The sequence below is a fragment of the Mycobacterium sp. IS-1496 genome, assembly GCF_001499995.1.
GTDB lineage: Bacteria > Actinomycetota > Actinomycetes > Mycobacteriales > Mycobacteriaceae > Mycobacterium.
In genome coordinates this window covers 37,995-64,308 of the sequence record NZ_LQIU01000020.1, presented here as the reverse complement: position 1 = coordinate 64,308, position 26,314 = coordinate 37,995, and the positions used below count along the sequence as shown (strand labels likewise).

General features: G+C 68.5%; 31 protein-coding genes. 10 read left to right on the top strand and 21 right to left on the bottom strand.

Going from position 1 to position 26,314, the window contains the following annotated elements:
• Window positions 1–6 precede the first annotated feature (6 nt).
• Both AU195_RS12435 and AU195_RS12430 read right to left on the bottom strand, forming a co-directional pair.
• The gene (locus AU195_RS12435) at window positions 7–1,167 is read right to left on the bottom strand and encodes an acyl-CoA dehydrogenase family protein (RefSeq protein ID WP_059159375.1); all 1,161 of its coding nucleotides are present in this window, start codon (window positions 1,165–1,167) and stop codon (window positions 7–9) included.
• Between the two features lie 89 nt (window positions 1,168–1,256).
• Complete coding sequence (locus tag AU195_RS12430; protein WP_502687338.1) at window positions 1,257–1,931, bottom strand: TetR/AcrR family transcriptional regulator; 675 nt, start codon at window positions 1,929–1,931, stop codon at window positions 1,257–1,259.
• Between the two features lie 22 nt (window positions 1,932–1,953).
• Here AU195_RS12430 and AU195_RS12425 point away from each other — a divergent pair, with 22 nt between their 5' ends.
• The gene (locus AU195_RS12425) at window positions 1,954–2,349 is read left to right on the top strand and encodes a hypothetical protein (RefSeq protein WP_059159374.1); all 396 of its coding nucleotides are present in this window, start codon (window positions 1,954–1,956) and stop codon (window positions 2,347–2,349) included.
• A gap of 10 nt (window positions 2,350–2,359) precedes the next feature.
• Here the strand turns inward: AU195_RS12425 and glgX are convergent, their stop codons facing one another.
• The 11 genes from glgX to AU195_RS12375 all read right to left on the bottom strand — a co-directional run bounded on the left by glgX (window position 2,360) and on the right by AU195_RS12375 (window position 13,696).
• Window positions 2,360–4,504, bottom strand: coding sequence for a glycogen debranching protein GlgX (glgX, locus tag AU195_RS12420; RefSeq protein ID WP_059159373.1), 2,145 nt, complete (start codon window positions 4,502–4,504; stop codon window positions 2,360–2,362).
• Between the two features lie 155 nt (window positions 4,505–4,659).
• Complete coding sequence (locus AU195_RS12415; RefSeq protein ID WP_059159372.1) at window positions 4,660–5,226, bottom strand: isochorismatase family protein; 567 nt, start codon at window positions 5,224–5,226, stop codon at window positions 4,660–4,662.
• Window positions 5,227–5,253: 27 nt separating this feature from the next.
• Window positions 5,254–5,925 (bottom strand): PAS and ANTAR domain-containing protein, encoded by a 672-nt coding sequence (locus tag AU195_RS12410; protein ID WP_059159371.1) that lies wholly within the window; start codon window positions 5,923–5,925, stop codon window positions 5,254–5,256.
• Window positions 5,926–5,954: 29 nt separating this feature from the next.
• Window positions 5,955–7,292 (bottom strand): hypothetical protein, encoded by a 1,338-nt coding sequence (locus AU195_RS12405; RefSeq protein WP_059159370.1) that lies wholly within the window; start codon window positions 7,290–7,292, stop codon window positions 5,955–5,957.
• A complete protein-coding gene (locus tag AU195_RS12400) occupies window positions 7,289–7,720 on the bottom strand; it encodes a hypothetical protein (RefSeq protein WP_082703044.1) in 432 nt (143 codons plus the stop codon). The genes AU195_RS12405 and AU195_RS12400 overlap by 4 nt, the downstream gene beginning before the upstream one ends.
• The gene (locus tag AU195_RS25935) at window positions 7,717–7,887 is read right to left on the bottom strand and encodes a hypothetical protein (protein ID WP_172800554.1); all 171 of its coding nucleotides are present in this window, start codon (window positions 7,885–7,887) and stop codon (window positions 7,717–7,719) included. Before AU195_RS25935 ends, AU195_RS12400 begins: the two co-directional genes overlap by 4 nt.
• On the bottom strand, window positions 7,884–9,734 hold the full coding sequence (locus AU195_RS12395; protein ID WP_172800553.1) for a hypothetical protein: 1,851 nt from the start codon (window positions 9,732–9,734) through the stop codon (window positions 7,884–7,886). The genes AU195_RS25935 and AU195_RS12395 overlap by 4 nt, the downstream gene beginning before the upstream one ends.
• Window positions 9,735–9,906: 172 nt before the next feature.
• Entirely contained in the window at window positions 9,907–11,085 is a 1,179-nt protein-coding gene (locus AU195_RS12390; protein ID WP_059159368.1) for a zinc-dependent alcohol dehydrogenase, read from the bottom strand.
• 50 nt (window positions 11,086–11,135) lie between these two features.
• Window positions 11,136–11,942 (bottom strand): DUF427 domain-containing protein, encoded by an 807-nt coding sequence (locus AU195_RS12385; protein ID WP_059159367.1) that lies wholly within the window; start codon window positions 11,940–11,942, stop codon window positions 11,136–11,138.
• A 12-nt stretch (window positions 11,943–11,954) separates the two neighbouring features.
• Entirely contained in the window at window positions 11,955–13,337 is a 1,383-nt protein-coding gene (locus AU195_RS12380) for an acyl-CoA dehydrogenase family protein (RefSeq protein WP_059159366.1), read from the bottom strand.
• Between the two features lie 110 nt (window positions 13,338–13,447).
• The gene (locus AU195_RS12375) at window positions 13,448–13,696 is read right to left on the bottom strand and encodes a hypothetical protein (protein ID WP_059159389.1); all 249 of its coding nucleotides are present in this window, start codon (window positions 13,694–13,696) and stop codon (window positions 13,448–13,450) included.
• Between the two features lie 296 nt (window positions 13,697–13,992).
• Between AU195_RS12375 and AU195_RS12370 the strand changes: the two genes are divergently transcribed.
• On the top strand, window positions 13,993–14,307 hold the full coding sequence (locus AU195_RS12370; RefSeq protein ID WP_059159365.1) for a hypothetical protein: 315 nt from the start codon (window positions 13,993–13,995) through the stop codon (window positions 14,305–14,307).
• Here AU195_RS12370 and AU195_RS12365 read toward each other — a convergent pair.
• Complete coding sequence (locus AU195_RS12365; RefSeq protein ID WP_059159364.1) at window positions 14,282–14,596, bottom strand: DUF222 domain-containing protein; 315 nt, start codon at window positions 14,594–14,596, stop codon at window positions 14,282–14,284. The two genes, AU195_RS12370 and AU195_RS12365, sit on opposite strands and share 26 nt — an antisense overlap.
• Before the next feature lie 44 nt (window positions 14,597–14,640).
• Between AU195_RS12365 and AU195_RS12360 the strand changes: the two genes are divergently transcribed.
• From AU195_RS12360 to mmpH, 4 genes are all read left to right on the top strand, one after another.
• Entirely contained in the window at window positions 14,641–15,105 is a 465-nt protein-coding gene (locus tag AU195_RS12360) for a PPOX class F420-dependent oxidoreductase (RefSeq protein ID WP_059159363.1), read from the top strand.
• Window positions 15,106–15,274: 169 nt separating this feature from the next.
• Window positions 15,275–16,501 (top strand): MMP alpha-(1->4)-mannosyltransferase, encoded by a 1,227-nt coding sequence (gene manT / locus AU195_RS12355; RefSeq protein ID WP_059159362.1) that lies wholly within the window; start codon window positions 15,275–15,277, stop codon window positions 16,499–16,501.
• On the top strand, window positions 16,495–17,226 hold the full coding sequence (locus AU195_RS12350) for a class I SAM-dependent methyltransferase (RefSeq protein ID WP_059159361.1): 732 nt from the start codon (window positions 16,495–16,497) through the stop codon (window positions 17,224–17,226). Before manT ends, AU195_RS12350 begins: the two co-directional genes overlap by 7 nt.
• On the top strand, window positions 17,213–18,283 hold the full coding sequence (gene mmpH / locus AU195_RS12345) for an MMP endo-(1,4)-3-O-methyl-alpha-D-mannosidase (protein ID WP_059159360.1): 1,071 nt from the start codon (window positions 17,213–17,215) through the stop codon (window positions 18,281–18,283). Before AU195_RS12350 ends, mmpH begins: the two co-directional genes overlap by 14 nt.
• Before the next feature lie 15 nt (window positions 18,284–18,298).
• Here the strand turns inward: mmpH and AU195_RS12340 are convergent, their stop codons facing one another.
• From AU195_RS12340 to AU195_RS12325, 4 genes are all read right to left on the bottom strand, one after another.
• On the bottom strand, window positions 18,299–18,622 hold the full coding sequence (locus tag AU195_RS12340) for a helix-turn-helix transcriptional regulator (RefSeq protein WP_059159359.1): 324 nt from the start codon (window positions 18,620–18,622) through the stop codon (window positions 18,299–18,301).
• Window positions 18,623–18,659: 37 nt separating this feature from the next.
• Window positions 18,660–19,625 carry a TerC family protein gene (locus tag AU195_RS12335; RefSeq protein ID WP_059159358.1) on the bottom strand — a complete coding sequence of 322 codons (966 nt, stop codon included), beginning with the start codon at window positions 19,623–19,625 and terminating at the stop codon, window positions 18,660–18,662.
• Entirely contained in the window at window positions 19,622–20,224 is a 603-nt protein-coding gene (locus AU195_RS12330; RefSeq protein WP_059159357.1) for a CBS domain-containing protein, read from the bottom strand. Before AU195_RS12330 ends, AU195_RS12335 begins: the two co-directional genes overlap by 4 nt.
• Window positions 20,225–20,350: 126 nt before the next feature.
• A complete protein-coding gene (locus AU195_RS12325) occupies window positions 20,351–21,022 on the bottom strand; it encodes a class I SAM-dependent methyltransferase (protein WP_059159356.1) in 672 nt (223 codons plus the stop codon).
• A gap of 55 nt (window positions 21,023–21,077) precedes the next feature.
• Between AU195_RS12325 and AU195_RS12320 the strand changes: the two genes are divergently transcribed.
• Window positions 21,078–21,647, top strand: coding sequence for a TetR/AcrR family transcriptional regulator (locus tag AU195_RS12320; protein ID WP_059159355.1), 570 nt, complete (start codon window positions 21,078–21,080; stop codon window positions 21,645–21,647).
• Here the strand turns inward: AU195_RS12320 and AU195_RS12315 are convergent.
• The gene (locus AU195_RS12315) at window positions 21,644–22,246 is read right to left on the bottom strand and encodes a TetR/AcrR family transcriptional regulator (protein ID WP_059159354.1); all 603 of its coding nucleotides are present in this window, start codon (window positions 22,244–22,246) and stop codon (window positions 21,644–21,646) included. The two genes, AU195_RS12320 and AU195_RS12315, sit on opposite strands and share 4 nt — an antisense overlap.
• Window positions 22,247–22,342: 96 nt before the next feature.
• Between AU195_RS12315 and AU195_RS12310 the strand changes: the two genes are divergently transcribed.
• Window positions 22,343–23,695 (top strand): cytochrome P450, encoded by a 1,353-nt coding sequence (locus AU195_RS12310; RefSeq protein ID WP_059159353.1) that lies wholly within the window; start codon window positions 22,343–22,345, stop codon window positions 23,693–23,695.
• 1 nt (window position 23,696) lies between these two features.
• Here AU195_RS12310 and msrA read toward each other — a convergent pair whose 3' ends face one another.
• Window positions 23,697–24,206 (bottom strand): peptide-methionine (S)-S-oxide reductase MsrA, encoded by a 510-nt coding sequence (gene msrA, locus AU195_RS12305; RefSeq protein WP_059159352.1) that lies wholly within the window; start codon window positions 24,204–24,206, stop codon window positions 23,697–23,699.
• The gene (msrB, locus tag AU195_RS12300; protein ID WP_286149225.1) at window positions 24,203–24,682 is read right to left on the bottom strand and encodes a peptide-methionine (R)-S-oxide reductase MsrB; all 480 of its coding nucleotides are present in this window, start codon (window positions 24,680–24,682) and stop codon (window positions 24,203–24,205) included. Before msrB ends, msrA begins: the two co-directional genes overlap by 4 nt.
• A gap of 109 nt (window positions 24,683–24,791) precedes the next feature.
• Between msrB and AU195_RS12295 the strand changes: the two genes are divergently transcribed.
• Window positions 24,792–25,301: a nuclear transport factor 2 family protein gene (locus AU195_RS12295; RefSeq protein ID WP_059159351.1), complete on the top strand. Its 510-nt coding sequence runs from the start codon at window positions 24,792–24,794 to the stop codon at window positions 25,299–25,301.
• Entirely contained in the window at window positions 25,298–26,308 is a 1,011-nt protein-coding gene (locus tag AU195_RS12290) for an NAD-dependent epimerase/dehydratase family protein (RefSeq protein ID WP_059159350.1), read from the top strand. The genes AU195_RS12295 and AU195_RS12290 overlap by 4 nt, the downstream gene beginning before the upstream one ends.
• Window positions 26,309–26,314 lie beyond the last annotated feature (6 nt).

Below are 26,314 nucleotides of genomic sequence, written 5' to 3'. Positions count from 1 at the left end.
ACTACCTCACAATCCGAGAATGGTCGACGCGATGATGGTGCGCTGGACCTCGTTGCTGCCGCCGTAGATCGACGTCTTGCGGTAGTTGAGGTACGTCGGCGCGCTGCGCTGCGCCCACTCCGGCGAGGCGAGGCCGGCACCGGCGTCGAACGGCAGCGCGTCGGGACCGGCCACCTCGACGAGGAGTTCGGTGGCCAGCTGCTGGAGCTGGCTGCCGCGCAGCTTGAGCACCGACGACGCGGGGTTGGGCTTGCCGTCGGAGGAGCCGGAGGCCACCCGCATCTGGGTCAGCTCCAGCGCGAGCACGTCGTTCTCCGCTTCGGCGAGCCGGGCGGCGAACAGCGGATCGTCGAGCAGGCCGGACTCCTTGGCCCGCGCCTTGACGTCGGCCAGCTTGACCTTGGTGCGGCCGACCTGGGTGATGCCGGTGCGCTCGTTGCCGAGCAGGAACTTGGCGTAGCTCCACCCCTGGTTCTCCTCGCCGACGAGCTGGTCGGCGGGCACCCGGACGTCTTCGAAGAAGACCTCGTTGACCTCGAAGCTGCCGTCGACGAGCTTGATCGGGCGCAGCGTGATGCCCGGGGTGTTCATGTCGAAGAGCAGGAACGAGATGCCCGCCTGGCGCTTGGGCGCCTGCGGATCGGTGCGCACCAGGCAGAAGATCCAGTCGGCGTGCTGGCCCAGCGTCGTCCACGTCTTCTGGCCGTTGACGACGTAGGTGTCGCCGTCGCGGATCGCGGTGGTGCGCAGCGAAGCCAGGTCGGAGCCGGCCTCGGGTTCGGAGAAGCCCTGGCACCACCAGATGTCCAGCGCCGCCGTCGGCGGCAGGAAGCGCTCCTTGATCGCCTGCGAGCCGAACTCCGCGATGACGGGGCCGACCATCTTCGAGTTGAACGTCAGCGGCTCGGGGACGCACGCCAGCTGCATCTCGTCGAGCCAGATCTGGTGCTGGACCGGTGTCCAGTCCTTGCCGCCCCACTCGACGGGCCAGTTCGGCACCGCCAGGCCGTGGTCGTTGAGGATCTTGTGCGTGGTGACGATGTCCTCTTTGGACACCTCGCCGCCCTGCCGGGACCGTTCGCGGATCTCGGCGGGGATCTCGGTGCGGTAGAAGGTACGAAGCTCGTCGCGGAAGGCGGCTTCCTCTTCGGTCAGCGCCAGCTGCATGTGTGACTCCCTGCTCGGGGACTGAGGGTCTGATTTCACACTAACTCACCGGTTGGTCGGGTCGGCTACCGGTCAGTAGTAAGAAGGGGTCACCTGCGGAGCATGAACTCGAGGAACTGGTCGCGCACCGCGGGCGGGGCGGTCTGGCCCGGGTCGGCGGCGTGCAGCAGGCCGACACCGGCGGAGAACATGATCGTCGAGCGCAGCGCCGCCTCGTTCGTCGAGAAGCCCTCGTCGAGGAACGCCTGCTGCAGCGCGGCCAGCACCCGCCGGTCACTCCGGCGGACCTGGTCGGCCACCTTCTCGTCGCCGATCGCCCAGGTCCGCATCACGCGTTCGACCGCCCAGTGCGACGGGCTGACGAGGGCCTCCATCATCACCTGCATGCGTTGGCGCGGTGGCGCATCGTGCATCGCGGCGAAGCGGCGACGCTCCCGGTCGCGGACCTCGCCCCACGCTTCGACCAGCGCCGCACGGTAGGCCCGGATGTCGCGGAAGTGCCAGTAGAAACTGCCCTTGGTGACGTGCAACCGGTCGCAGAGCCTGCCGATACGCAACGCGTTGGGGCCGCCCTCGGCGAGCAGCGCGAAACCCGCGTCGATCCAGTCGTCCAGCGATGTCGGGCGGTCACGCTCGGTCGCCATGACCGGCAGCATACGGCCGGTGCGGATGCCCTGACGGCGCTTCCAGCAAACGTACCGTACCTGCTGGTACGGACGCCGTGGCGAGGTGTAGCGGCCGTCGCAATCAGGTTTAGTGCCCAGGCCCTCGGGGCAACCGGCCGACATGAGCGACAACATCGACTTCGACTCGGCGAACGATGCCGGCGGCACCGGCGACACCCTGCGGCCCATGGAGGGTCTCGACGCAGACGACGTTCGCAACGACGACGGCGATATCGTCGTCGACCCGCCCGAGCACTGGAGCGAGGCCGACCGGTCCGACCAGTTGCCGCGCGGCGAGGTCGGCGGCGGGGAGTCGCTCGACGAGAAGCTGGCCGCCGAGGTGCCCGACAGTGCGGCCGGCGCCGCACCCGCCGACGACTCCGCGCCCGCGGGTGAGATCGAGCCGAGGCCCGAAGACCAGATCGACAACCTCGACGTCGACCATCACGGCACCGATGCCGGTCAGGTCAGCGGCACCCCAGAGGACGGTGACTCGTTCTTCACCGTCGTGGAGTGATCCGCGTTCTCTAGGGCTCGTTGACCGCCTGCAACACCAGCACCGACCGGTCCGCGACCTCGATCTTGGCGCCCGCAGTCACCGACTCGCGGGCGTCATCGTCGTCTGCGGTGTTGATCACCGGTAGCCAGGCCCGGCCGAATTCGGCTGCGGGCATGGCGAATTCGAGCGGCTCGTGGTGGGCGTTGAAGCACAGCAGGAACGAGTCGTCGGTGACCCGCTGACCGCGGACGTCCAGATCGGGAATGCCCTGGCCGTTGAGGTAGACCGCGATCGACTTGGCGAAGCCGCTGTCCCAGTCCTCGTCGGTCATCTCCGAGCCGTCGGGGGCGAACCAGGCGATGTCGGGCAGGCCGGGCGCACCGCGCTGGCGGACCGGGCGGCCGGAGAAGAACCGGCGCCTGCGGAACACCGGGTGCGCGGCCCGCAGCTCCGAGACCTTCTGGGTGAACGCCATCAACTCGGTGTCGGCGGTCGACCAGTCGATCCAGGACAGCTCGTTGTCCTGGCAGTAGACGTTGTTGTTGCCGTTCTGCGTGCGGCCGAGTTCGTCGCCGTGCGCGATCATCGGGACGCCCTGGCTCAGCAGCAGCGTGGTCATGAAGTTGCGCTGCTGACGCCCCCGCAGCGCGTTGACCGCCGGATCGTCCGTCGGGCCCTCCACACCGCAGTTCCAGGACCGGTTGTGGCTCTCCCCGTCGTTGTTGTCCTCGCCGTTGGCCTCGTTGTGTTTCTCGTTGTAGGACACCAGATCCCGTAGCGTGAAACCGTCGTGGGCGATGACGAAGTTGATCGAGGCGACGGGCCGGCGCGCGGTGTGCTCGTAGAGGTCCGAGGACCCGGTCAGCCGGGACGCGAACTCGTCGAGCGTGGCGGACTCACCGCGCCAGTAGTCCCGCACGGTGTCGCGGTACTTGCCGTTCCACTCCGTCCACTGCGGCGGGAAGTTGCCGACCTGGTACCCGCCGGGGCCGACGTCCCACGGTTCGGCGATCAACTTGACCTGGCTGACCGTCGGATCCTGTTGCACGAGTTCGAAGAACGTCGCCAGCCGGTCCACGTCGTAAAACTCGCGGGCCAGCGTCGAGGCGAGGTCGAACCGGAAACCGTCGACGTGCATCTCGGTCACCCAGTACCGCAGCGAATCCATGATCAGCTGCAGGGCGTGCGGATGGCCGACGTTGAGGCTGTTGCCGGTGCCCGTGTAGTCCATGTAGTAGCGCTTGTCGTCGTCGACGAGCCGGTAGTAGGCGGCGTTGTCGATGCCCCGGAAGGACAGCGTCGGGCCCATGTGGTTGCCCTCGGCGGTGTGGTTGTAGACCACGTCGAGGATGACCTCGATACCCGCCTCGTGCAGGGCCCGCACCATCGCCTTGAACTCCTGCACCTGGCCACCGGGCGTGGGGCTCGAGCTGTACTTCGGGTCGGGGGCGAGGAACCCGATGGTGTTGTAGCCCCAGTAGTTCGACAGCCCCTTCTCGACCAGAGTCGAGTCGTTGGCGAAGTGGTGCACCGGCATCAGTTCGATCGCGTTGACGCCGAGCGCCTTGAGATGGTCGATGATGACCGGGTGGGCCACCGCGGAGTAGGTGCCACGGATCTGCTCGGGGATGTCCGGGTGCGTCTGGGTGAGGCCTTTGACGTGGGCCTCGTAGATCACGGTGTCGGCGTATTCGTGGTTGGGCGGGCGGTCCACCCCCCAGTCGAAGTAGGGGTTGATCACCACCGACTTCGGCATGAACGGGGCCGAATCGTCGTCGTTGCGGCTGTCAGGGTCGCCGAAGTTGTAGCTGAACAGCGGCTGGCCCCAGTCGAACGTGCCGTCGATCGCCTTCGCGTACGGGTCGAGCAGCAGCTTGTTCGGATTGCACCGCTGTCCGTTGGCGGGGTCGTACGGGCCGTACACGCGGTAGCCGTAGCGCTGTCCCGGCTCGATGTTCGGGATGAACCCGTGCCAGACGAATCCGTCGACCTCGGGCAGGGCGATGCACGCGGTCTGCTCGCCGTCGGCGTCGAACAGGCACAGCTCCACGCGGTCGGCGGCCTCGCTGAACAACGCGAAGTTGGTGCCGAAGCCGTCATACGTCGCTCCCAGGGGATAGGCCTTTCCCGGCCAGACTTCGAGGGCGACGTTCGGGTTGGGGGCTGCGGCCAAAGTGCACGCTCCTGAGGGTTGGTTCGCGGGTCGGGGGCGACGTTACGGGCCGAGCGGCGTGCGGGCAGCACGACCGCAGCCCTTGGCGGCGTCACCGAGATATACCCAATTCGGGACTTCTCAACGGCCTAGCCGGTCACACCGGCGGCACCGTCTCAGATGACGGCGACGCCGGCGCCGCGCAGCGCCTCGACCGCCTCGGTGGTCGACTCCTCCGCCACCCCGGCGGTGAGGTCGAGCAGCACGCGGGTGCGCAGGCCGGCCGCCGCCGCATCGGCCGCGGTGGCCCGGACGCAGTAGTCCGTGGCGATCCCGACGACGTCGACCTCGTCGACGCCGCGTTCACGCAGCCAGTCGCCCAGCGTCGTTCCCGTCGCGTCGCGGCCCTCGAACCCGCTGTAGGCCGCCGAGTACTCACCCTTGGTGAACACCGCCTCGACCGGTGACGGGTCCAGGTCGGGGTGGAATTCGGCGCCCTCGGTGCCGACGACGCAGTGGCGGGGCCAGGACACCCGGTAGTCCGGCGTGGCGGAGAAGTGTTCGCCGGGGTCGATGTGGAAGTCCTTGGTCGCCACGATGTGGTCGTAGCCGGTGCCCGACGACGTGTCGTTTTCCGTGATCAGGTCGCTGATGCGCCGGGCCACCGCGGCCCCGCCGGTCACGGCCAGCGAGCCGCCCTCGCAGAAGTCGTTCTGGACGTCGACGACAATGAGCGCGCGCATAGCGCCACGGTAGCGCCGCGCGGCCGGTCACACACCCGCGGCGCGGACCCGGTGGTGAACGGTGAGCAGCAGGTGGTCGAATGCCGAACGCGGCGGCAGCGTGTCCTCGTAGTACAGGGCCGTGAAGTCGGCGAGCAGGCGTTCGGCGAAGGTGCGCAGCTTTACCCCGGCTTCGGCGGCCCGCCACTTGAGCAGTTCGAAGGCCGCGACCGCGTCGACGCGGTAGACCAGCATGAGCATCCCTTTGGCGCGTTCGATGGACGCGCGGTGCTCGACCATCGCCGCGGCGGTGGCCGCCGCCATCTCGCGGGTGGACTCCTCGAGGCGGCTGGGGGTGACGTCGACGTAGAAGCCCTGGGTGCCGACGATGTCCCCGGTCTCGTCGAACAACCGGTCGGCGATCACCACGACGTCGTGGATGCGTTTGCCGGTGTCGATGATCCGGTGGCGGGTGCTGAACGTGCGGTGGGTGCGGCGGATGTCGTCGAGCGTCGCGGCCACCGAGACGTAGTCGTCCGGGTGTTTGTGAGCGAGTACCAGTTCAGTGGTGGGAGTGACGGTTCCCGGCTGGTACCCGTGCATCAGATGTACCTGGTCGGACCACTCCCAGCGGCCGTCCGCGAAGTGGTACCGGAACCATCCGACGTTCTGTGGCGATCCACCGGCAAGCGCCCGCTCCAGTGACTCTTCGGGGGGCACTCTGCCACAGTAACCCCCGACATGTGACCTCAGCCACCGAAAAGTAGATACAACCCCGTAAAGGTGTAGCCGACCATCACCAGCATCATGGCGAGCTGGCCGGTGAGCTGGTGTGTCGACGGCAGCAGTTTGAGCGCCCGGTCGTGTGCGGCCACGACTCCGGCCATGTGGCCGGCCACCACGAACGCCACCTTCAGCGTCGCGAGCACCGACGGATGCATCGACAACAGATAGCTCACCTCGGTGTTGGCCAGACCGAACACGTTCCAGCCGCGCTGCAGCGGGTCGGCCAGCAGGATCACGGTCTGCTGACCCCGTTCGACGAGGTACGACAGGTAGTGGGCGAACACGTAGCCGATGACGATCGGGATCAGCGAGTGCGCCATCAGCCCGGGCAGTTGCCGGCGCCGCTGCCGGTCGACCCCCGCGGTCGCCATGGCCGCTGCGCTGAACGTGCCCGCCACGATCAGCACGAACACCGCGAGCCCCGCCGTCTTGAGCAGCGTCGCGGTCCCTGCGCCGTCGGCGGTCGAGTCGACGAAATCGCGCCACACCGGCATCGCCGAGAAGCTGTCGAACGCGGTGGAGCCGAGCAGCACCGACAACACCGCGACGGTGCCCGGCCGCACCGGCAGCGTCGGCAGGTGGTCGAAGGGGTTGCCGATCGCGATCCGCCCGGTGTCGCGCTGGCGGCGGAACAGCGACAGCCGGGAGGCCACCACGCTGTACACCTCGAACGGGTCGGCGCGCGCGCACCACCGCTCGCCGAACCACAGCGCACCGGCGAACGTCACGCCGACATAGATCAGCAACCAGGTGCGAATGGCGGTGACCGAGCCCGGGTCGGGGCTGGCCAGTTCGAGCCACACGAACGCGAACAACCCGAACACGGCGGGCCAGTAGCCGAGCCGCACCGGATACGGCGGCCGGTCCCTGCGCCGGTGCAACCGCAGCACGCGGGAGAGGGCGCGCACCGGCGAGAGCACCCGCCAGACCGGTCCGAATGCCCACGACAGCGCGACCAATCCGACCCAGAGCAGCACGTAGAACACCCCGGGCAGGGGGTTCTCGGCGTTCTGCGGGCCGAAGAACGCGGCCATCGCCACCCAGAGCGTGAACGCCAGTGCCGCCAGCGCGATCACCCAGCGCGTGACGGGCGCGTCGACGACGGTGGTGACCCACGGCGGCAGCGCGCGTCCGGGCCGGTTCTCGTCGAACCGCGGTTTGCGCCAGGCGAGCGCGACGACGGCGAAGGTCGCGGTGAGCGCCCAGGCGGCGCCGAGCAGTGCGTAGGTGTAGGGGATCGGCAGATCGGTGGAGCCGCCGAGCCCGTGTGCCAGGACCGTGAGGTGCGCCGCGGAGGTCACTGCACTTGCACGCCGGCGACCACGCGGTTCAGTTCGTGTAACTCGATTTCGACGTTGCCCGGCACGTCCACGGTGAACTGGAACATCTGGCCGGCCTTCGGCTCGACACGGAACGTGTGCTCCGGAACCGAGTGCACGTGCAGTTCATCGGCGGCGTCGCTGTTGACGCGCAGCACGATCGGCTCGCCGAGCTTGCCCTGAAGCCGCGCGTTGGTGGGGGTGACGTTGCCGCCCTCGATGCTGATGTCGATGGTCAGCCGGTCGGTCGGCCGCTGCTGGTCGGTCATCTCCGACGGGCTGATGGTCGACGCGGACGGGCTCTGGCCCGCCGCGTCACCGCCGTCCTGTGAGCCGCCGCAGGCAGCGACCAGCAGCGCCGCCGCCGTCACCATCAATGCTGATCCGGAGCGTCGTGCGGTGCGTGTCACGTGTTCCCTTCTCGGTCCGGGTGTCCACCGTCCCTGCGGCGGTTCTTCGCCGCAATGTAGACGACGACACCGGCGACCACGATGGCCGGCGCGAACGCCGGCACCGCGATCCAGATCGGATGGTCGGCCAGGTACACGACGTCCGAGGCGGCCGGCGTCACCGTCATGCCTGCGCCGACGGTTGCAGTTCGGCCTCGCTGCCGCTCGGCTCGCTGTTGTTGATGCGGCCGCCACCCCAGGTGATGCCGGCGATCATGGTCAGCGTGCAGGCCAGCACCACCAGGCAGCCGATCAGCCACAGCGACTGCGGGATGTCGGGGCTGCGCTCACGCTGGAGGATGGTGATCTCCGAGACCATGGGCCGGGTGAACTGGGGTTCCGCGGGCACTTCCTGCGCGCCGATCCCCGGGTCGCCCGCGAGGTAGATCGGCACGGCGGCCAGCGTCTTGCCGTCGTGGACGCGCAGCAGCGTCTTCCAGGTGCCCGACACCGGCATCGGCTGGGTGGACACGTAGTGGCCGGGGCCGACCTTCTCGAGGTTGTCGACGAACTGACCGCGCTGGTTGACCAGGCCGCCCTGCCAGCCGAGCACCGACACCCAGTTCGGATCGTCGCTGATCGCGTCGGGCGGGTTGATGCGGACGTCGGCGGTCACGTAGCGCTCGCCGTTGACGGGCGGGGCCTCGGTCAGTGTGATCGCGGCGGTCGTGTTCTCGGGCACGGTGTAGCGCAGGCCGTTGGCCGCGGCGGCGCCGATCGCGAGGACGGTCAGGGCGACAAGGCCGGCACCGATCGCCCGCTTGGGGAGGCGCTGCCCGGTGATCACCATGCCCGCCATCGCGCCGCAGGCGCCGACGAGCACCGCGACCGGCACGGACATCGACAGCGCCTCGGGCCAGATGCTGGTCGGCCACGCGTGGTGGTAGACGGCGTTGATCCACAGCGATTCCAGCCACAGCCCGACGGTGCCGATCCCGAGACCGGCGACCAGACCGAACACGATCGGCCGTTTGAACAGCGGGGTGAGGGCGACCAACTCGACGACCACGGCCGCGCCCAGATAGAGCGGGAACCAGTTGACCGGTGCGTCGAGCACCGGAGCGACGAGGAAGGCGACGATGCCGCGGAGGCCGATGGCGATCAACGCGGCGATGATCGCGGCGCCTCGACCGAGGAAGATGCGGGCCATCACCAGGGCCAGGGCAGCGGCGGCGGCGATCAGCATCGGCTGGAAGACCTGCCGGAACTGGGGCACGCCGAAGTCGAACTCGATCTGGTAGACCGATGCGCCGATCAGCACACCCGCGAAGGCCAGGTAGAGAACGAACTTCAGGCCGAGACCGTCACGCGGCGCATCCGGGCCGACCGCCCGCTTGCCCTCGTACTCGAGGTACGCCGCGGCCAGCGTGGAGAAACCGGCACCGCCGATCATCATCAGGTGGGTGGGACCCCACAGCGTCACGTCCTGGCCGAAGATGCGGTGCCAGATGTCGTCGAGCGGGAATCCCATCAATGCATAGAGCCCGCAGCCGGCCATGACGAGCCCACCGACAGGCGCGTGCCAGTGGTCGGTGATGCGGACTGCTGCTGGGCCCGGGCGGTCGAATGGCAGCACCATCGCCGTGCAGCCCGCGACGAAGATGCCGAAGAGGCCGATGAGGATGAAGTAGTGCGCGGGGTTCGCCAGCGCGCCGTCGTCACGGCCGTTGCCGATGTGCAGGCTGACGTCCCAGATGAAGCCGAACAGCGCGCAGATGATCGAGGCGGTGAACATCGCAACCGGCAGCGCCACCCACGGCGGCCGTTTGAACCGGCGCCCCGACCAGTCGGCCAGCTTCGTCAGCCAGCTGATCTTGTGATTGCGGTGCAGGTAGCCGATGTACAGGAGCACCGCCGTGATGACGGCGGCCGCGACGGACAGGCCGATGATCTCGTTGATCGCGGCGCCACCGCCCTCGTCACCCTGCGCCAACACCGATACGCCGGAAACCTCGCCGAAGAACTCCACTGTCATCTCCCGGGTTTGGACGGACCGAACTTACCGCTCGGTAATATTGCCAGAATACCCAAAGTGAAACCAGGGGTACCGGGTACTTTTTCTCCCGACCGGCAATCCGCCGTGCGGCACGACTGAACCACGCCCGTGAGGTACCCCACAGCGCCGCGCGTCAACCAACCCGGTGGCGCTACGGGGTGAGCACCACTTTGACCATGCCGTCCTGCTTCTTCTGGAAGGTCTCGTAGGCACCGGGCGCCTCGGCCAGCGGGAGCCGGTGGGTGGCGAAGTTCTCGACGCCCAACGGGTCGTCGGCGTTGAGGAGCGGCAGGATGTCGGGCACCCAGCGCTTGACGTTGGCCTGGCCCATCCGCAGCGTCAGCTGCTTGTCGAACAACGTCATCATGTTGATCGGATCGGCGGCGCCGCCGTACACGCCCGAGAGCGAGATCGTCCCGCCGCGGCGCACCAGCGAGATCGCCGAGTTCAGCGCGGCGAGACGGTCGACGCCGGCGTTCTTCATGACGACCCGCCCGATGGCCGACGGCAGGAAGGTGCTCGCGGTGTGGGCGGCCTCGGCGATCGGCGATCCGTGGGCCTCCATGCCGACGGCGTCGATCACCGAGTCGGCGCCACGGCCCTGGGTGAGGTCGGCGATGACGTCGTCGAGTTTCTGGTTGCGCAGGTCGACCACCTCGGCGCAGTACGGCCGGGCCCGGTCGAGCCGCTCCGCGACGAGGTCCACGCCGATGACCCGGCAGTTGTTGTGATGCGCGGCGATCCGGCACGCCATCGAGCCGATCGGCCCGAGCCCGAGCACGACCACCGTTCCGCCGTCCGGGATCTGGGCGTACTCGACGGCCTGCCATGCGGTGGGCAGCACGTCGGACAGGTAGACGTACCGCTCGTCGGGTCCGTCGTCGGGCACCTTGATGTGGGTGTACTGCGCCTGCGGCACGCGTAGGTACTCGGCCTGCCCGCCGGCCACTTCCCCGTAGAGCGTGGAGTATCCGAACAGCGCCGCGCCGGTGCCCTGGTCGCGGTTCTGCGTCGTCTCGCACTGACTCTGCAGACCGCGGTCGCACATCCAGCACGTCCCGCAGGAGATGTTGAACGGGATCACCACGCGGTCGCCGACCTTCAGGTCGCCGGTTTCGGCGCCGACCTCCTCGACCACGCCCATGGCCTCGTGGCCGATGATGTCCCCGGGGTTCATGAACGCGGTCAGCACTTCGTAAAGGTGCAGGTCGGACCCGCAGATGTTGGTGCTGGTGACCCGGATGATGGCGTCCGTCGGCTCTTTGATCACCGGATCCGGAACGTTGTCGACGGAGACCTTCCGACGTCCCTGCCAGGTCACTGCGCGCATGCGTCCTCCTCCAGATCGGTGTCCGGGGAGCGTGCCCGCACTGTGCGGGGTCAAACGCCTTGTTCACTCCACGGGGTGACGGGCCGGTCGGCCCGGGTGCCGTCGACGATCACGTCGACGCGTTCGTCGAAGAAGCAGATGTGGCCGCGGACCGGTTCCCCGTCGTGCAGCGGATTCGGGTAGGTCCAGGCGACGTCGCGCGGCCCGTCGGGGACCGAGTGGTACGAGGCGCGGCCCTTATAGGCGCAGTAGGACACGGTGTCGCTCGGCGCCAACTCGCCGACGTCGTCGGGTGGCAGGTAGCAGCGCATCGGCAGGTTCGTCTCGAACAGCAGCAGGGGCCGCGTGGACTCCGCCAGCAACCGGCCCTCGTACTCGACCCGCACATGGCGCGTACTGCGCAGGACGTCGATGCGGTGGAACGGGTCGTGGGGATGGCTGACGACGGGTTCGGATTCCTCGTGCCAGTGGAAGGCGGCGAAGTCCAGCACCGCGTAGTCGGCGAGGTCGGGGTCGTCGGGACGGAACGCGGCGGCCGCGCCGGTCTCCTCACCGGCCACCACGTCGTACTCGGTGCCCTCGCACGTGTGGCTGGTGAACGGCACGGTCGGGTCGAGCAGGCTGCGGGTGGCCTCCTCGGCGCCGGATTCGGCGCCTGCCGGAACCAGGTGGGCGCTCAGCGCGTCGAGCGGCACGGCGTAGGTCGGCACGATGCGGCGCGGCTCCCACACCAACCGGGCCCGGTCGGTCTCGGCGACCGGTTCGCCGGCGAGCGTCACGCGGATCCGCTTGGGTGTCGGCTCGTAGCGCAAGGTGTCGAACGCGGCGCCGATGACGCCGCTCATCTGCTGGGCCATCCGGCCTCCCGGTCACTTACGGGGTGGCTTGAGCACCTTCATCGCCAACCGCATGACCGATTGCGGCACGCGGTCCTTGGCGTTCAGCGCGGTGTCGGCGGCACGGCCGCGCAGGACTGTGCCGCGCCCGAAGTAGCGGTTGAGCGGTCCGCCGGTCGGTTCGAGGTCGACATGCAGTGGCGGCGCACCGTCGGCGGCGCCCAGCGCACGGGAGATCACCATGCGCTGGATCTCGCTGGTGCCCTCGAAGATCGTGTAGAGCTTGGCGTCGCGATACCACTTCTCGACCGGATGGTCGGTGATGTATCCCCATCCGCCCATGGTCTGGATCGCCCGCTCGGTGGCCTTGACCGCGACCTCGCTGGCCGCGAGTTTCGACATCGACCCCTCGCCGCGGTCGAACGGCACGCCGGTGGCCGCCATCCAGGACGCGCGCCAGGTGAGCAGGCGGGCGGCGTCGATCTGGGTGGCCAGATCGGCCAGCGGAAACGAGATGCCCTGGTTGTCGATGATCGGGGCGCCAAACGCCTCCCGGCGGTTGGCGTATTCGGTCATGTATTCCAGTGCGGCGCGGGCGATTCCGAGCGCCTGGGCGGCGACCATGGGCCGTGTCTGTTCGAAGGTGCCGAGCGCCGCGGATCCCGACTTGCGCGCGCCTTCGACCGCCTCACGCGCCTTGGCGAGTTTGTGCTCGAGCTTCTCCTCGCCGCCGAGCAGGTGGTCACCGGGGATCCGCACGCCGTCGAACCTCAACTCCGCGGTGTGCGACGCGCGGCAGCCCATCTTGTCGAGTTTGCGCACCAACTCCAGGCCCGGGGTGCCGCCGGGCACGATGAACAGCGCCTGCCCTTTGTGGCCGAGGTCCTGGTCGACGACCGCGTTGACGACGTGGACGTTCGCGATCCCGCCGTTGCCGATCCACATCTTGTGGCCGTCGATGATCCAGTCGTCACCGTCGCGCCGGGCAGTGGTGCGCAGATTGCGCACGTCGCTGCCGCCTTCGGGTTCGGAGATGGCCAGCGCGGCGAGTTTGAGGTCGCCCGGGGTGCCGAAGCACTCGGGGGCCCACTGCAGCATCTGCTCGGGGGAGGCGGCCTGTCCGATCGCCGACAGCGCCAGCGCGGGCATGACGATGGCCAACCCGATGCCTGCGCACCCCCAGAACAGCTCTTCCATGAACATCGGCAGCGAGAGCCCCGTCGGGTCGCCGATCAGGTCGCGATAGAACAGCGGACTGTAGAACCCGCGACGAGACGCCTCCTCGAGGACCGGCCACGGGAATTCCTGGCGCTGGTCGTATTCGAGCGCCACCGGCCGGATGCACTGTTCGGCGAACTCGTGGGTGCGTCGCGCGAGATCGTGCTGCGCGATCGTCGGGGTGAGGTCGAAGGTCATCGTGCGCTGGGATAACCGGTAATCAGCGGCGTGAAACCACGAATTGTGGTCCATGACACAGTACGAGGGGCATCCCTGGTGGGATGCCCCTCGCGTCCGGACGCCGGGAATCAGCGAACGGTGACGTAGACGATGCGGTCCTGGTTGTCGTAGCGCACCGCGACGATGCTGGACTGGTCGAGCGGTTTCACCATGCCCTGATGGGTGACGCGCACGGTGTAGCCGCGGTCGTCGAGGTGCTCGATGGCGTTCTGGGCGTTGCCCGGCCCTGCCGGGGCGGCCTGGGCGGGGGCGGCCAGCCCGAAGAAGGCGGTGGCCAGCCCGCCGGCGACGATCGTGGCGAATCCGATCTTGTTCATGTCCGTGCTTCTTTCTTCCCTCTGATGGGTGTGCGAGCCGTGGCCGTCGTCGCGGTTCGAACTTTTCTGCCCGACCGGTCCGGAGGGCTCCGATCCGGTCTGCACCTGTGAACACGCTGGTCAACCTTTTCATTCCGGCAGCGGCGAACAATGGACATTTTGGCAGGATCTGATCGATGGAACGGATAACGCAGCTTCGTCTGACGGACATTTCGTGATCTGCGCGGGCAAACTGGGCCGCGGGTGGGTGTGCGGCCGCGTTACTCGCCGCGCGCCATCGAACGTATGATCGAACGGTGGGCGATTTGCAGGCGATCGGCTACAACGGGCAGCCGGTGCCGCCCGCGTTCCGGCGGGTGGATCCCCCGGTTGCGGTGCTCGTCGACCTTGCGGTGCTGTTCCCCCGGGAGCCGCACCGGCACGGCGGTTACAACCCGGCCGGGCTGCAGATGCACGCCGTCGTCGAGGGCCGCCTGACGTGCTGGGGGATGTGCGAGCAGGGCTACTGGTGGGGCCTTGTCACCTATGACATCGCCTACGGCGCCCACCGGAAATCCGTCACCCACTGGGTGCCGGCGTGGGTACTCAAGCGGCAGACGGACCCTCGCTGACCGCCTCGGCGATGCGGCGTTGTGCCTCGCCGGGGGAGATGCGCAGCCGCTGCGCCAGCACCTCCGCCCACGTTCGGGCGCCGAACTGCGAGGGGCTGCCCGAGGCGACGAGCCGTCCGGTCAGCCGGCGCTCCACCTCCTGTAGTTGCCCGCGCAGCCGGCCGAGCCGGATCAGCGCCGCCTGGGCCTCCGCGCGGCTCATCCCGGTGACCGGGAGGGCGGTGAGCCGGGCGGACAGTGCCTCGACGGTGTCCATCGCATCCATGACCTGATCTCGTGTCGAACTCATGTTCGAGACGTTAGCGACGGGGTGTGACAACTACTGTGGCCCCCATGTCCCCCAGATACGCGACCGCGGACAGCGTCGGGCGCGACGAGATGCTCGACTTCGTGCGGTCGCGCCACAAGATGGTGCTCACCACCCACCGCGCCGACGGATCGCTGCAGAGTTCGCCGGTCACCGGCGGGGTGGACGGTCAGGGGCGCATCGTGATCGCCAGCTACCCCCAGCGGGCGAAGACGGTGAACGTCCGCCGCGCCGGCCGGGCCAGCGTGACCGTGCTCTCCGACGACTTCAACGGGCCGTACGTGCAGGTCGACGGCAACGCGGAGGTGGTCGACATGCCGGAGGCGGTCGACGCGCTGGTCGACTACTACCGGGCGATCGCCGGCGAGCACCCGGACTGGGACGAATACCGGCAGGCGATGGCCGACCAGGGCAAGTGCCTGATCCGCCTCGTCCCGACGCGGTGGGGGCCGGTGGCCACCGGCGGATTCCCGCCGCCGCGGGGAGCCTGAACAGGACAGCCCCGCGGCGCTGTGATAGTCAGGCAGATGCGGACGCGTTGCGTCGCCTAGCACGTCAAACTATAGTCTGGACACATGTCCAGAAGGTTCGGAGTCTCTGCGTGACACGATTCGACCAGTTCATCGCGGCCCGGCCCGTCGGCCCCGGATCCATCTGAGTATGCGTATCGCGTTGTTGTCGTACCGCAGCAAGACGCACTGCGGCGGCCAAGGTGTCTACGTCCGCCATCTCAGCCGGGGACTGGTCGAACTCGGCCACGACGTCGAGGTGTTCTCCGGTCAGCCGTATCCCGAGGGACTCGACCCGCGGGTCCGGCTGACCAAGGTGCCCAGCCTGGACCTCTACCGTGAGCCGGACCCGTTCCGCGTGCCCCGGCCCAGCGAGATCCGCGACCGGATCGACCTGCAGGAGCTGTTGACGACGTGGACCGCGGGGTTCCCCGAGCCCAAGACCTTCACGATGCGGGTGGCGCGGATCCTCGCCGGCCGCCTCGGTGACTTCGACGTCGTCCACGACAACCAGAGCCTCGGCACGGGTCTGCTGGACATCGCGCGGATGGGGCTGCCGGTCGTGGCCACCGTCCACCACCCGATCACCCGCGACAAGGTCGTCGACGTCGCGGCGGCCCGGTGGTGGCGCAAACCGCTGGTCCGGCGCTGGTACGGCTTCGCCGAGATGCAGAAGCAGGTCGCGCGCCAGATCCCGGAACTGCTCACCGTGTCGTCCTCGTCGGCCACCGACATCGCCGAGGACTTCGGCGTCTCGCCCGAGCAGCTGCAGGTCGTGCCGCTCGGGGTGGACACCGAGTTGTTCCGGCCCGCCGAGAACCGGGTGAGCGGTCGCATCATCGCGATCGCCAGCGCGGACGTGCCGCTCAAGGGCGTCAGCCACCTGCTGCACGCGGTCGCGCGGTTGCGGGTGGAACGCAATCTCGATGTCCAGCTGGTGTCCAAGCTGGAACCCAACGGGCCCACCGAGAAATTGATCGCCGAACTCGGCATCTCCGACATCGTGCACAGCTCCAGTGGGCTGTCCGACGACGATCTCGCCGCGCTGCTCGCCTCGGCGGAGGTCGCCTGCATCCCGTCGCTGTACGAGGGCTTCTCGCTGCCCGCGGTCGAGGCGATGGCCAGCGGGACGCCGATCGTGGCCAGCCGGGCCGGTGCGCTGCCCGAGGTGGTCGGCGCCGACGACGACTGTGCGCGCCTCGTCGCGCCCGGTGACGTCGACGAACTCACCCGCGCACTGGGCCAACTGCTCGACTCGCCCGCCCAGCGGCACCGTCTGGGTGCGGCGGGCCGCCGCCGTGCTCTCGACGTGTTCAGCTGGGAATCCGTTGCGGCGCAGACCGTCTCAGTCTACCAGCGGGCGATGGCGACATGCTGACCGTCGACTTCGACCGGCTGGGTATCGGGCCGGGCACCAAGGTGATCGACGTCGGCTGCGGCGCGGGACGGCATACGTTCGAGGCGTACCGGCGCGGCGCCGACGTCATCGGCTTCGACCAGAACGCCCAGGACCTCAACGACGTCGACGAGATCCTGCAGGCGATGAAGGAGCAGGGCGAGGTGCCGCCGTCGGCGAAAGCCGAAGTGGTCAAGGGCGATGCGCTCGACCTGCCCTACGCCGACGGCACCTTCGACTGCGTGATCGCCTCGGAGATCCTCGAACACGTCCCGCAGGACACGGAGGCCATCGCGGAGTTGGTGCGGGTGCTCAAACCCGGCGGCAAGCTGGCGATCACGGTGCCCCGCTGGCTGCCGGAAAGGATCTGCTGGCTGCTGTCCGACGAGTACCACGCCAACGAGGGCGGCCACGTCCGCATCTACAGGGCCGACGAACTGCGCGGCAAGGTGACCGCGCACGGGTTGCGGTTCACCCACAGCCACCACGCCCACGCGCTGCACTCGCCGTTCTGGTGGCTCAAATGCGCTGTGGGGACGTCGAAGAACGACCACCCCGCCGTCGCGGCGTACCACAAGCTGCTGGTGTGGGACATGATCTCGGCGCCCTGGCTGACCCGACGCGGTGAGAAGCTGCTCGACCCGTTGATCGGCAAGAGCGTCGCGCTCTACTTCGAGAAACCGGCGGTCGTGAATGCTCGCGCCTGACCTGCCCGGGATCCCCGGCGTGTTCACGCCCGCTCAGTGCAGACAGACCGCGGAATCGATTGCCGCCGAACAGGAGTCGTCGGGGGCGATCCCGTGGTTCACCGGCGGGCACACCGACCCCTGGGATCACGTCGAATCGGCGATGGCGCTGACCGTCGCCGGTCTGCTCGAACCGGCGCGTGCGGCGTACGAATGGTGCCGGCTCACCCAGCGCCCCGACGGGTCGTGGCCGCTGCAGTTCCGCAACGGTGTCATCGAGGACGCCAACAGCGACAGCAACTTCTGCGCCTACATCGCCACCGGTGTCTGGCATCATCTGCTCATCACCGGCGACCGTTCCTTCGCGGAGACGATGTGGCCCGTGGTCGCCAGGGCGATCGACTTCGTGCTCGGCCTGCAACGGCCCAACGGCGAGATCTCCTGGGCGCAGAGCAAAGCGGGACCGATCCCGGAGGCGCTGCTGACCGGATGCGCCAGCATCCACCACAGCATCCGGTGCGCGCTCGCCCTGGCCGACTACATCGGCGACCCGCAGCCCGAGTGGGAGGTGGCCGTCGGGCGGCTGGGGCACGCGATCGTCGAGCATCCCGGTTCATTCGTGCCCAAGGACCGGCACGCCATGGAGTGGTACTACCCGGTGCTGTGCGGTGCCTTGCGCGGCCCGGCCGCCCGCGCCCGGATCGACGACCGGTGGGACGACTTCGTGGTGCCCGGCCTGGGCATCCGGTGCGTCGACGACCGCCCCTGGGTCACCGGAGCGGAGACGTGCGAGCTGGTGATGGCGCTCGACGCGATCGGCGACCCGGCACGCGCACACCAGCAGTTCGCGGCCATGCACCATCTGCGTGAAGAGGACGGATCCTATTGGACCGGACTGGTTTTCGCCGACGGGAAGCGCTGGCCCGAAGAGCGGACCACGTGGACCGGCGCGGCCGTCATCCTGGCCGCGGACGCCCTGACGAGCGCCACGCCCGGTAGTGGCATCTTCCGCGGCGCGGACCTGCCGCGCGGCCTCGAGGACGAGTTCGACTGCGCCTGCGCCGTCAGCGACCGCTAGGCACCAGCGCCGCGGTCAGGTCAGCGCATCGATCAATTCGCCCACGGTGTGCGCGGATTCGAGCGGATGGCGCAGCCTGCCCTTCGGGTTGACGGTGTAGCTGTTGCGCCTGCCGACCTTCGACTTCTCGAGGTACCCGTCGGCGATGAGATCCGCCAGGATCGCCTGTACCGCGCGCTCGGTGATGCCGATGCGCAGGCTCAGTTCCCGGGCGGTCAACGACTCCCCCTGGGCCAGGCACAGCAGAACATGCGCATGGTTGGTCAGGAACGTCCAACCGCGGCCGGTGCCCGCGGCGGGCGCAACCACCTTCTTCGCCGTGCGTCGGGAAGTCGCCATGGCCGACGATGATACTGCGTGATTCGCGTAGTGCATTTCAGGAATCGGCGGGCTGGTGATCTGTGTCGCGAGACCGTGGTGTGCGGGTGGCGACCAGGCTCCACACGATGGAGATCGTCAGGGTCACCACGATGACCGAAAGCGTCAGCGGGATGGGGAGTTTGCCGATCGGTGTCTCCGACAGGATCAGTTTCACACCCGCGAACGCCAACAGGACGGCCAGCCCGTAGTGCAGATGGGTGAAGCGTCGCAGCAGACCGGCGAGGCAGAAGTATAGACTCCGCAGCCCCAGTACGGCAAAGGCGTTGGCCGTCCACACGAGGAACGTGCTGGTCGTGATGGCCAGCACGGCCGCGACGGAATCGATGGCGAAAACGAGGTCGGTGGCCTCCACCGCGACGAGCACGACGAACAGCAGCGTGGCCACCCGCTTGCCGTTGATCCGCGTGAACAGCCGCTCGCCGTGATAGTGGGGATCGGTGGGTATCACCCGGCGCACGAGCCTGACCAGGAGGTTTTCATCGGGTTGGAGTTCCTCGTCGTGCTGGAACGCCATCTTGTACGCGGTGTAGATGAGGAAGGCGCCGAACAGGTAGGCCGTCCAGAAGAACCGCTCGAGCATTTCGGCCCCGACGAAGATGAACACCAGGCGGAACAGCAGCGCGCCGACGACTCCGAGGAACAGCACCCGGTGTTGGTATCGGTCCGGGACGGCGAAATAGCTGAAGATCAACGCGAATACGAAGACGTTGTCGACGGACAGGGCCTTCTCGATCAGGTATCCGGCGTAGTACGTCCCGGCGACCTCACCGCCGTAGATCCACCACAGGAGCGCACCGAACCCGAGCCCGGCCGCGATCCAGATCACCGACCAGACCGCCGCTTCCCGGAACTCGATCACGTGGTTGTCCCGGTGCAGGAAGAGGTCGACGGCCAGCATCAGCGCGATGGCCGCCATCAGCACCACCCAGCCCCAGAGGGGACCGGTCAACGGTTCGGTCATCGGCGCGCTCCTTCCGGGGTCCCGCTCCCGTCGCCGGTCGACGTTCCGGCGCCGATGCGCACCTCCCGCGCGCCCGGCACCATGCGGGCCAGCGCCGTGGCGATGCGCCGTTCCGAGTCGTCGTCGAAGTGGCCGGCGACGGTGACGACACCGTCGCGCACCTGCGCGATCCAGCGTCGCTTGCCGGTGTGGTCATCGAGCAGTTTCTGTACACCCACGGCGATGCCGTCATCGCTGGTTGTGTTCAGGCGCAACAGATCTCCACGGCTGACGATCCCAACGACCCGGCTCTGGTCGTCGACCACCGGCACACTGCGGACCCCGCGCCGCAACAACAGTCGGCCGATGTCGTCGAGATCGGCGAACACCTCGGCGGCCAGGGCGGGTGCCGACATGACCGCCCCGGCCGTGTGGTGGTCCGCGGGCCGGGCCCGCAACACGTCCCCGGAGGTGAGCACGCCCACCAGGACGCCCGAATGGTCCGTCACGGGAAGTCCGGCGTAGCCGTATTCGGCGAGCAGCGTGCCCGCCTCGTGCAGTGGCGTCGAGTCCTGCACCGACACCACCGGCCGGGTCATGACTTCGTGTGCGCGGAACATGGCGGCTCACCTCTCGTCGACGGTCACCCCATCGTATACGAAGAAAAAAGTATGAAACATAGTTCGTATATAGGGTGCGGAGAGAGGCGCCCGGTCAGCGACTCGGCGACCGGTGGACCAGGTAGGTCAGTCGAGAGTTCCTGCGCTGCCCGCAGTGCGTTCGAGCACCCGCATCGAACCCGTCGCGCCCACCTCGCGGAACGCGCCGGTGGCCAGCGCGCGCTGGTAGATGTGGAACGGCGCCTGCCCGCCGTCGTCGGGGTCGGGGAACACGTCGTGGATGATCAGCGCACCGCCGGGCTCCACCCATCTGGCCCAGCCGTCGAAGTCGCGCTGGGCGGCCTCCTCGGTGTGTCCGCCGTCGATGAACAACAGCCGCAACGGTGTTCGCCATCCGCGGGCCACCACCGGAGAGCGCCCGACCACCGCGACGACATGATCGTCGAGGTCGGCCGCGTCGAGGGTGTGCCGCATCGTCGGCAGCGTGTCGAACCGCCCCGTCACCGGGTCCACCATGGTGGTGTCGTGGTACTCCCAGCCGGGCTGGTGTTCCTCGGAGCCGTGGTGGTGGTCGACCGTGTACACCACACCGCCGGTCTCCTGGGCCGCCGCGCCGAGCATCAGCGTGGACTTGCCGCAGTACGTACCGATTTCGACGCCGATACCGTCTCCGAGGTAGCGCACCGCGGTGTCGTAGAGAGTGCGGCCCTCATCGGCCGGCATGAACCCGACGGCCTGTTCGGCGAGTGCGAACAGCCGCGCGGCGTGCGGGGGGAGATCGGTGTCGGTGACGCTCATGGCTACCCAACCTAGCCGTTGCTGCTCCTGTGCCGTTGTAGTAGCGTCCGGACATGTGTCCGATCCGACCCTGGAGTCGACTCGGCGCCGTCTGACCGCGAAGCAGGCCGACACCGTCGACCGGCTGGGACGCGCTGCGGTCGACATTCTCAACCGTGACGGCTTCTCCGGTCTGACCGTGCGGCGCGTCGCCGCCGTGGCCGGCGTCGGCGCCGCGACCGCCTATACGTATTTCTCGTCGAAGGAGCACCTCGTCGCGGAGGTGTTCTGGCGCAGGCTGTCCGCGGCGCCCCCGGCCGCGCACGTCTCCGACGATCCCGCCACCCGTGTCGTCGAGGTGTTACGCGACATCGCGCTGCTGGTCGCCGACGAACCGGAGTTCGCGGGCGCCGTAACCAATGCTCTGCTCGGCAAGGACCCCGATGTCGAGGTGCTGCGGCAGCGCATCGGACGCGACGTGCGCGACCGGCTGGTGGACGCGCTGGGTGCGCCGGTCGACTTCGACGCGATCGAGGCGCTCGAACTGCTCTACGTCGGCGCGCTGGTGTGGGCCGGGATGGGCTACTCGTCCTATGACGACATGACACAGCGGTTGGAGCGGTCGGCCCGCCTGCTGCTGCGTTAACCGCCCAGCAGCGCGGTCGACGCGGTGACCGCCGGTTCGAGGATCCCGTGCACGTCGCGCCCGTCCTCGAAGAACAGTGCGGTCAGTTCCCGCAGACCGCCGAGCAGGACGACCGCCAGCGGACGGCTCAGCGGCGCCTTGCCCGCCCGGCGGAAGCCGGGACTGCTCGTGAGGCCGACCAGCATGTCGGTGAGCCGGTCGATCGCCCAGCGGTGCAGCGGCGTCGCCTGGACGCCGAGGGCGGGAAGTTCGCGGATCCAGCTCAGGGTGATCGCCGGCCGCGCGGCGATGTGGTCGACGTACGCTCCGACCGCCTGGCGGATCTGCTCGTCCCAGTCCGCGTGCTCATCCACCGCCGACCGGACACGGGCGATCAGCGCATCGTTGTTCCGGCGCAACAGTTCGACGAAGCACTCCTCCTTGCTCTCGAACCGGCCGTAGAACGTGCGTTTCGAGGTGTGCGCGTGCCGGACGATGTCGGCGACGGTGGTGTCGAGGTAACCGCGTTCGGCGATCGACGACGCGAGACCGTCGAGCAGCCTGTTGCGGAACGGGTCGTCGAGGGTCACGCACCCGGATTGCGCCGTCGCCCTCGTCATGTCACCTCCCGCTCACCCTTGCATCGGGTGGTACTAGCCGGTACCGTACCGGATACGTTTCCGGTACATCGCAGTACCACGACCGGCTGGAGTGCCATGAGCGAAGCGACCGTTGCCGACGTCCCCACCCCGAGCCCCCGCGCGGTGCACCTGCCGCCCGCCCTGCGACTCCCGATGCCGGTGCAGGGGGCCGCGTATGCGTTCGCCCGCCGCCAGCTGGTGTCCTGGATGGCGCGCCGGCACGGACCCGCGTTCTGCATCAACATCCCGATGTTCGGCCGGACGGTGATCGTCGCCGACCCGCAGCTGGCCAAGCAGCTGTTCATGGCCCCCACCGACGACGTCGGCAACATCCAGCCCAACCTCAGCCGGATTCTCGGGCCCGGATCGGTGTTCGCGCTCGACGGTGCCGAACACAAGCGGCGGCGCCGGCTGCTCACCCCACCTCTGCACGGCAAGAGCGTCAAGAACTACGAGAAGCTCTTCGAAGAGGAGACGCTGCGCGAATCGGTGGACTGGCCGGAGGGCCGGCCGTTCGAGACGCTCGAGCCGATGATGCGGATCACGCTCAACGTGATCCTGCGGGCGGTGTTCGGCGCGGACGGGGAGAAGCTCGACGAACTGCGCCGCATCATCCCGCCGTGGGTCACGCTCGGTTCGCGGCTCGCGGTCGTCCCCAGCCCGTCGCGCACCTTCGGCCGCTGGACGCCGTGGGGCCGGCTCGCGGACTACCGCAGGCGCTACGACGCGGTGATCGACCGCCTGATCGACGAGATCCGGTCGGACCCGCGCTTCGACGAACGCGACGACGTGCTCGCGCTGTTGCTGCGCAGCACATACGAGGACGGTACGGAGATGTCGCGCAGCGAGATCGCCGACGAACTGCTCACCCTGCTCGCGGCCGGCCACGAGACGACCGCCTCGACCCTCGGCTGGGCCTTCGAGCGCATCAGCCGCCACCCCGAGGTGCTGGAGAAGCTCGTCGCCGAGGCCGCGACCGACGACAACGAGTACCGTCAGGCGACGATCTACGAGGTGCAGCGCAACCGCACGGTGATCGACTTCGCCGGCCGCCACGTCTACGCGCCGACGTTCGAGCTCGGCGAGTGGGTGATCCCGCGCGGCCACTCGATCGTGGTGGCACTGGCCGAGATCCACGAGCAGGCCGACGAGTACGACGATCCGGAGCGGTTCTCACCCGAACGGTTCGTCGGCTCGCGCCCGTCGCCGCTGGTCCATGTCCCGTTCGGCGGCGGCACCCGCCGCTGTATCGGCGCGGTGTTCGCGAACGTCGAGATGGACGTCGTCCTGCGAACGGTGTTGCGGCACTTCGAGATCGAGACCACCACGGCACCGGGGGAGAAGGTGCACTCCCGCGGGGTCGCCTATACGCCGAAGGCCGGCGGGCAGGTCACCCTGCGCCGCCGACCCCGACCGCTCGGGTCCTAGCTCAGACCTGCGCCCGCTTCGGAAGCTTCCAGTCCGGCCGCGGGAAGTGGCAGGTGTAACCCCAGGGCATCCGCTCCAGGTAGTCCTGGTGTTCGGGTTCGGCCTCCCAGAACTCGGCGGCCGGCGTCACCTCGGTGACCACCTTGCCCGGCCACAGCCCGGACGCGTCGACGTCGGCGATGGTGTCGAGCGCGACGCGCTTCTGCTCGTCATCGACGTAGAAGATCGCCGAGCGGTAACTCGTCCCGACGTCGTTGCCCTGACGGTTCTTCGTCGTCGGATCGTGGATCTGGAAGAAGAACTCGAGCAGCGCCCGGTAGTCGGTCTGCGTCGGGTCGTAGGTGATCTCGATCGACTCGGCGTGACCCGGGTGGTTGCGGTAGGTGGGGTTGGCGTTCTGTCCGCCGGTGTAGCCGACCCGCGTCGACACCACACCCGATTGCTTGCGGATCAGGTCCTGCATGCCCCAGAAGCAGCCGCCGGCCAGGATCGCCTTCTTGAAATCGGTCATCGCGCTTCCTCCTCGGTGTCGAACAGCGTCGTGTACTCGCCATATCCTTGCGCCTCGAGCTCGTCGAGGTGGATGAACCGCAGCGCCGCGGAATTGATGCAGTACCGCAGCCCGCCCTCGGTGCGGGGACCGTCGGTGAAGACGTGGCCGAGGTGGCTGTCGCCGTGCGCGGAGCGCACCTCGGTGCGCAGCATCAGATGGCTGAAGTCCTTTTTCTCTCTCACGTTGGCCGGTTCGATCGGCCGGGTGAAGCTGGGCCACCCGCTGCCGCTCTCGAACTTGTCGACCGAGGCGAACAGCGGCTCGCCCGAGACCACGTCGACGTAGATGCCCGGCTCGTGGTTGTCCCAGTACTCGCCGGTGAACGGCCGCTCGGTGCCGTTCTCCTGGGTGACGTGGTACTGCTCGGGGGACAGCGCGTTCACCGCGGCGGGATTCCTGTTGTAGCTCGTGTTCTTCACATGCTCCTGTGCCACATGACCTCCTTGTGTGCACCCTCTACAACCGTAGGCCGCCCTGCGATCATCCCTGCTCGCCGTGCGGACACCCTCGACAAAACCGGCTAGAACGTGTTTCAGTTCTGGTGTGACGGACACGGCCCCCGCCCAGTTCACGCGCGCCGAGCTGACGGCGGCGTTCGCGACGTTCGAGGAGACCGTCGCGCACGCGGCGCAGACCCGTGACTGGGATCCGTGGGTCGAGCAGTACACCCCCGACGTCCTCTACATCGAACACGCCGCGGGCACGATGCGCGGGCGCGAGGAGGTCCGGTCGTGGATCTGGAAGACCATGACCAGTTTCCCCGGCAGCTACATGACCGCGTTCCCGGCGCTGTGGTCGGTCGCCGACGAAGCCACCGGGCGGATCATCTGCGAGCTGGACAACCCGATGCGCGACCCCGGCGACGGCACGATCATCAGCGCCACGAACCTCTCGATCGTCACCTACGCCGGGAACGGTCAGTGGTCCAGGCAGGAGGACGTCTACAACCCGCTGCGGTTCGTCTCGGCGACGGTGAAGTGGTGCCGCAAGGCGGCTGAGTTGGGCACGCTGACCGACGAGGCGGCGGCGTGGATGGAGAAGTACGCGAGATGAGCACCGCACTGGTGATCGGGGCCAACGGCTTCCTCGGCTCCCACGTCACCCGCCGACTCGTCGCCGCGGGCCACGACGTCCGGGCGATGGTGCGCCCGAACGCGAAGACCATCGGCATCGACGACCTCGACGTGACGCGCTTCGTCGGGGACATCTGGGACGACGCCACGTTGCGCGAGGCGATGTCGGGGTGCGACGACGTGTACTACTGCGTGGTCGACGCCCGCGGGTGGTTGCGTGATCCCGCGCCGCTGTTCCGCACGAACGTGGACGGCACCCGCAATGTGCTCGACGTCGCGGTGGAACTGCCGTTGCGCCGATTCGTGTTCACGAGCAGCTACGTCACCGTCGGGCGCCGTCGCGGACGGCGGTCCACCGAAGACGACGTCGTCGACGTGCGCCGGGTGACCCCGTACGTCCGGTCGAGGGTGCAGGGCGAGGAGCTGGTGCTGCAGTACGCCAGGCAGCGTGGGCTGCCCGCCGTCGCGATGTGCGTGTCGACGACCTACGGCAGCGGCGACTGGGGGCGCACCCCGCACGGGGCGATCATCGCCGGAGCCGCCTTCGGCAAGCTGCCGTTCGTGATGAGCGGTATCGAACTGGAGGCGGTCGGCGTCGACGACGCGGCCCGGGCGATGATCCTGGCCGCCGACAACGGCCGCGTCGGTGAGCGGTACCTGGTCTCGGAGAAGATGATCAGCAACGCCGACGTCGCGCGCATCGCCGCGGAGGCGGCGGGCGTGGCGCCGCCGGCGAAGTCGCTTCCGCTGCCGGTGTCGTATGCGCTCGCGGCGCTGGGCAGCGCCAAGTCACGGGTGCGGGGCACCGACGAACGGCTGTCGCTGGAGTCGCTGCGGCTGATGCGGGCCGAAGCCGAACTCGACCACGGCAAGGCCGTGCGGGAGCTGGGCTGGCAGCCGGGGCCGGTCGAGGAGTCGATCCGCGAGGCCGCGCGGTTCTGGGTGAATCTGCGTGATGCCAAGCGGGAGAGCAAGACCACGACGTAGTTGGAG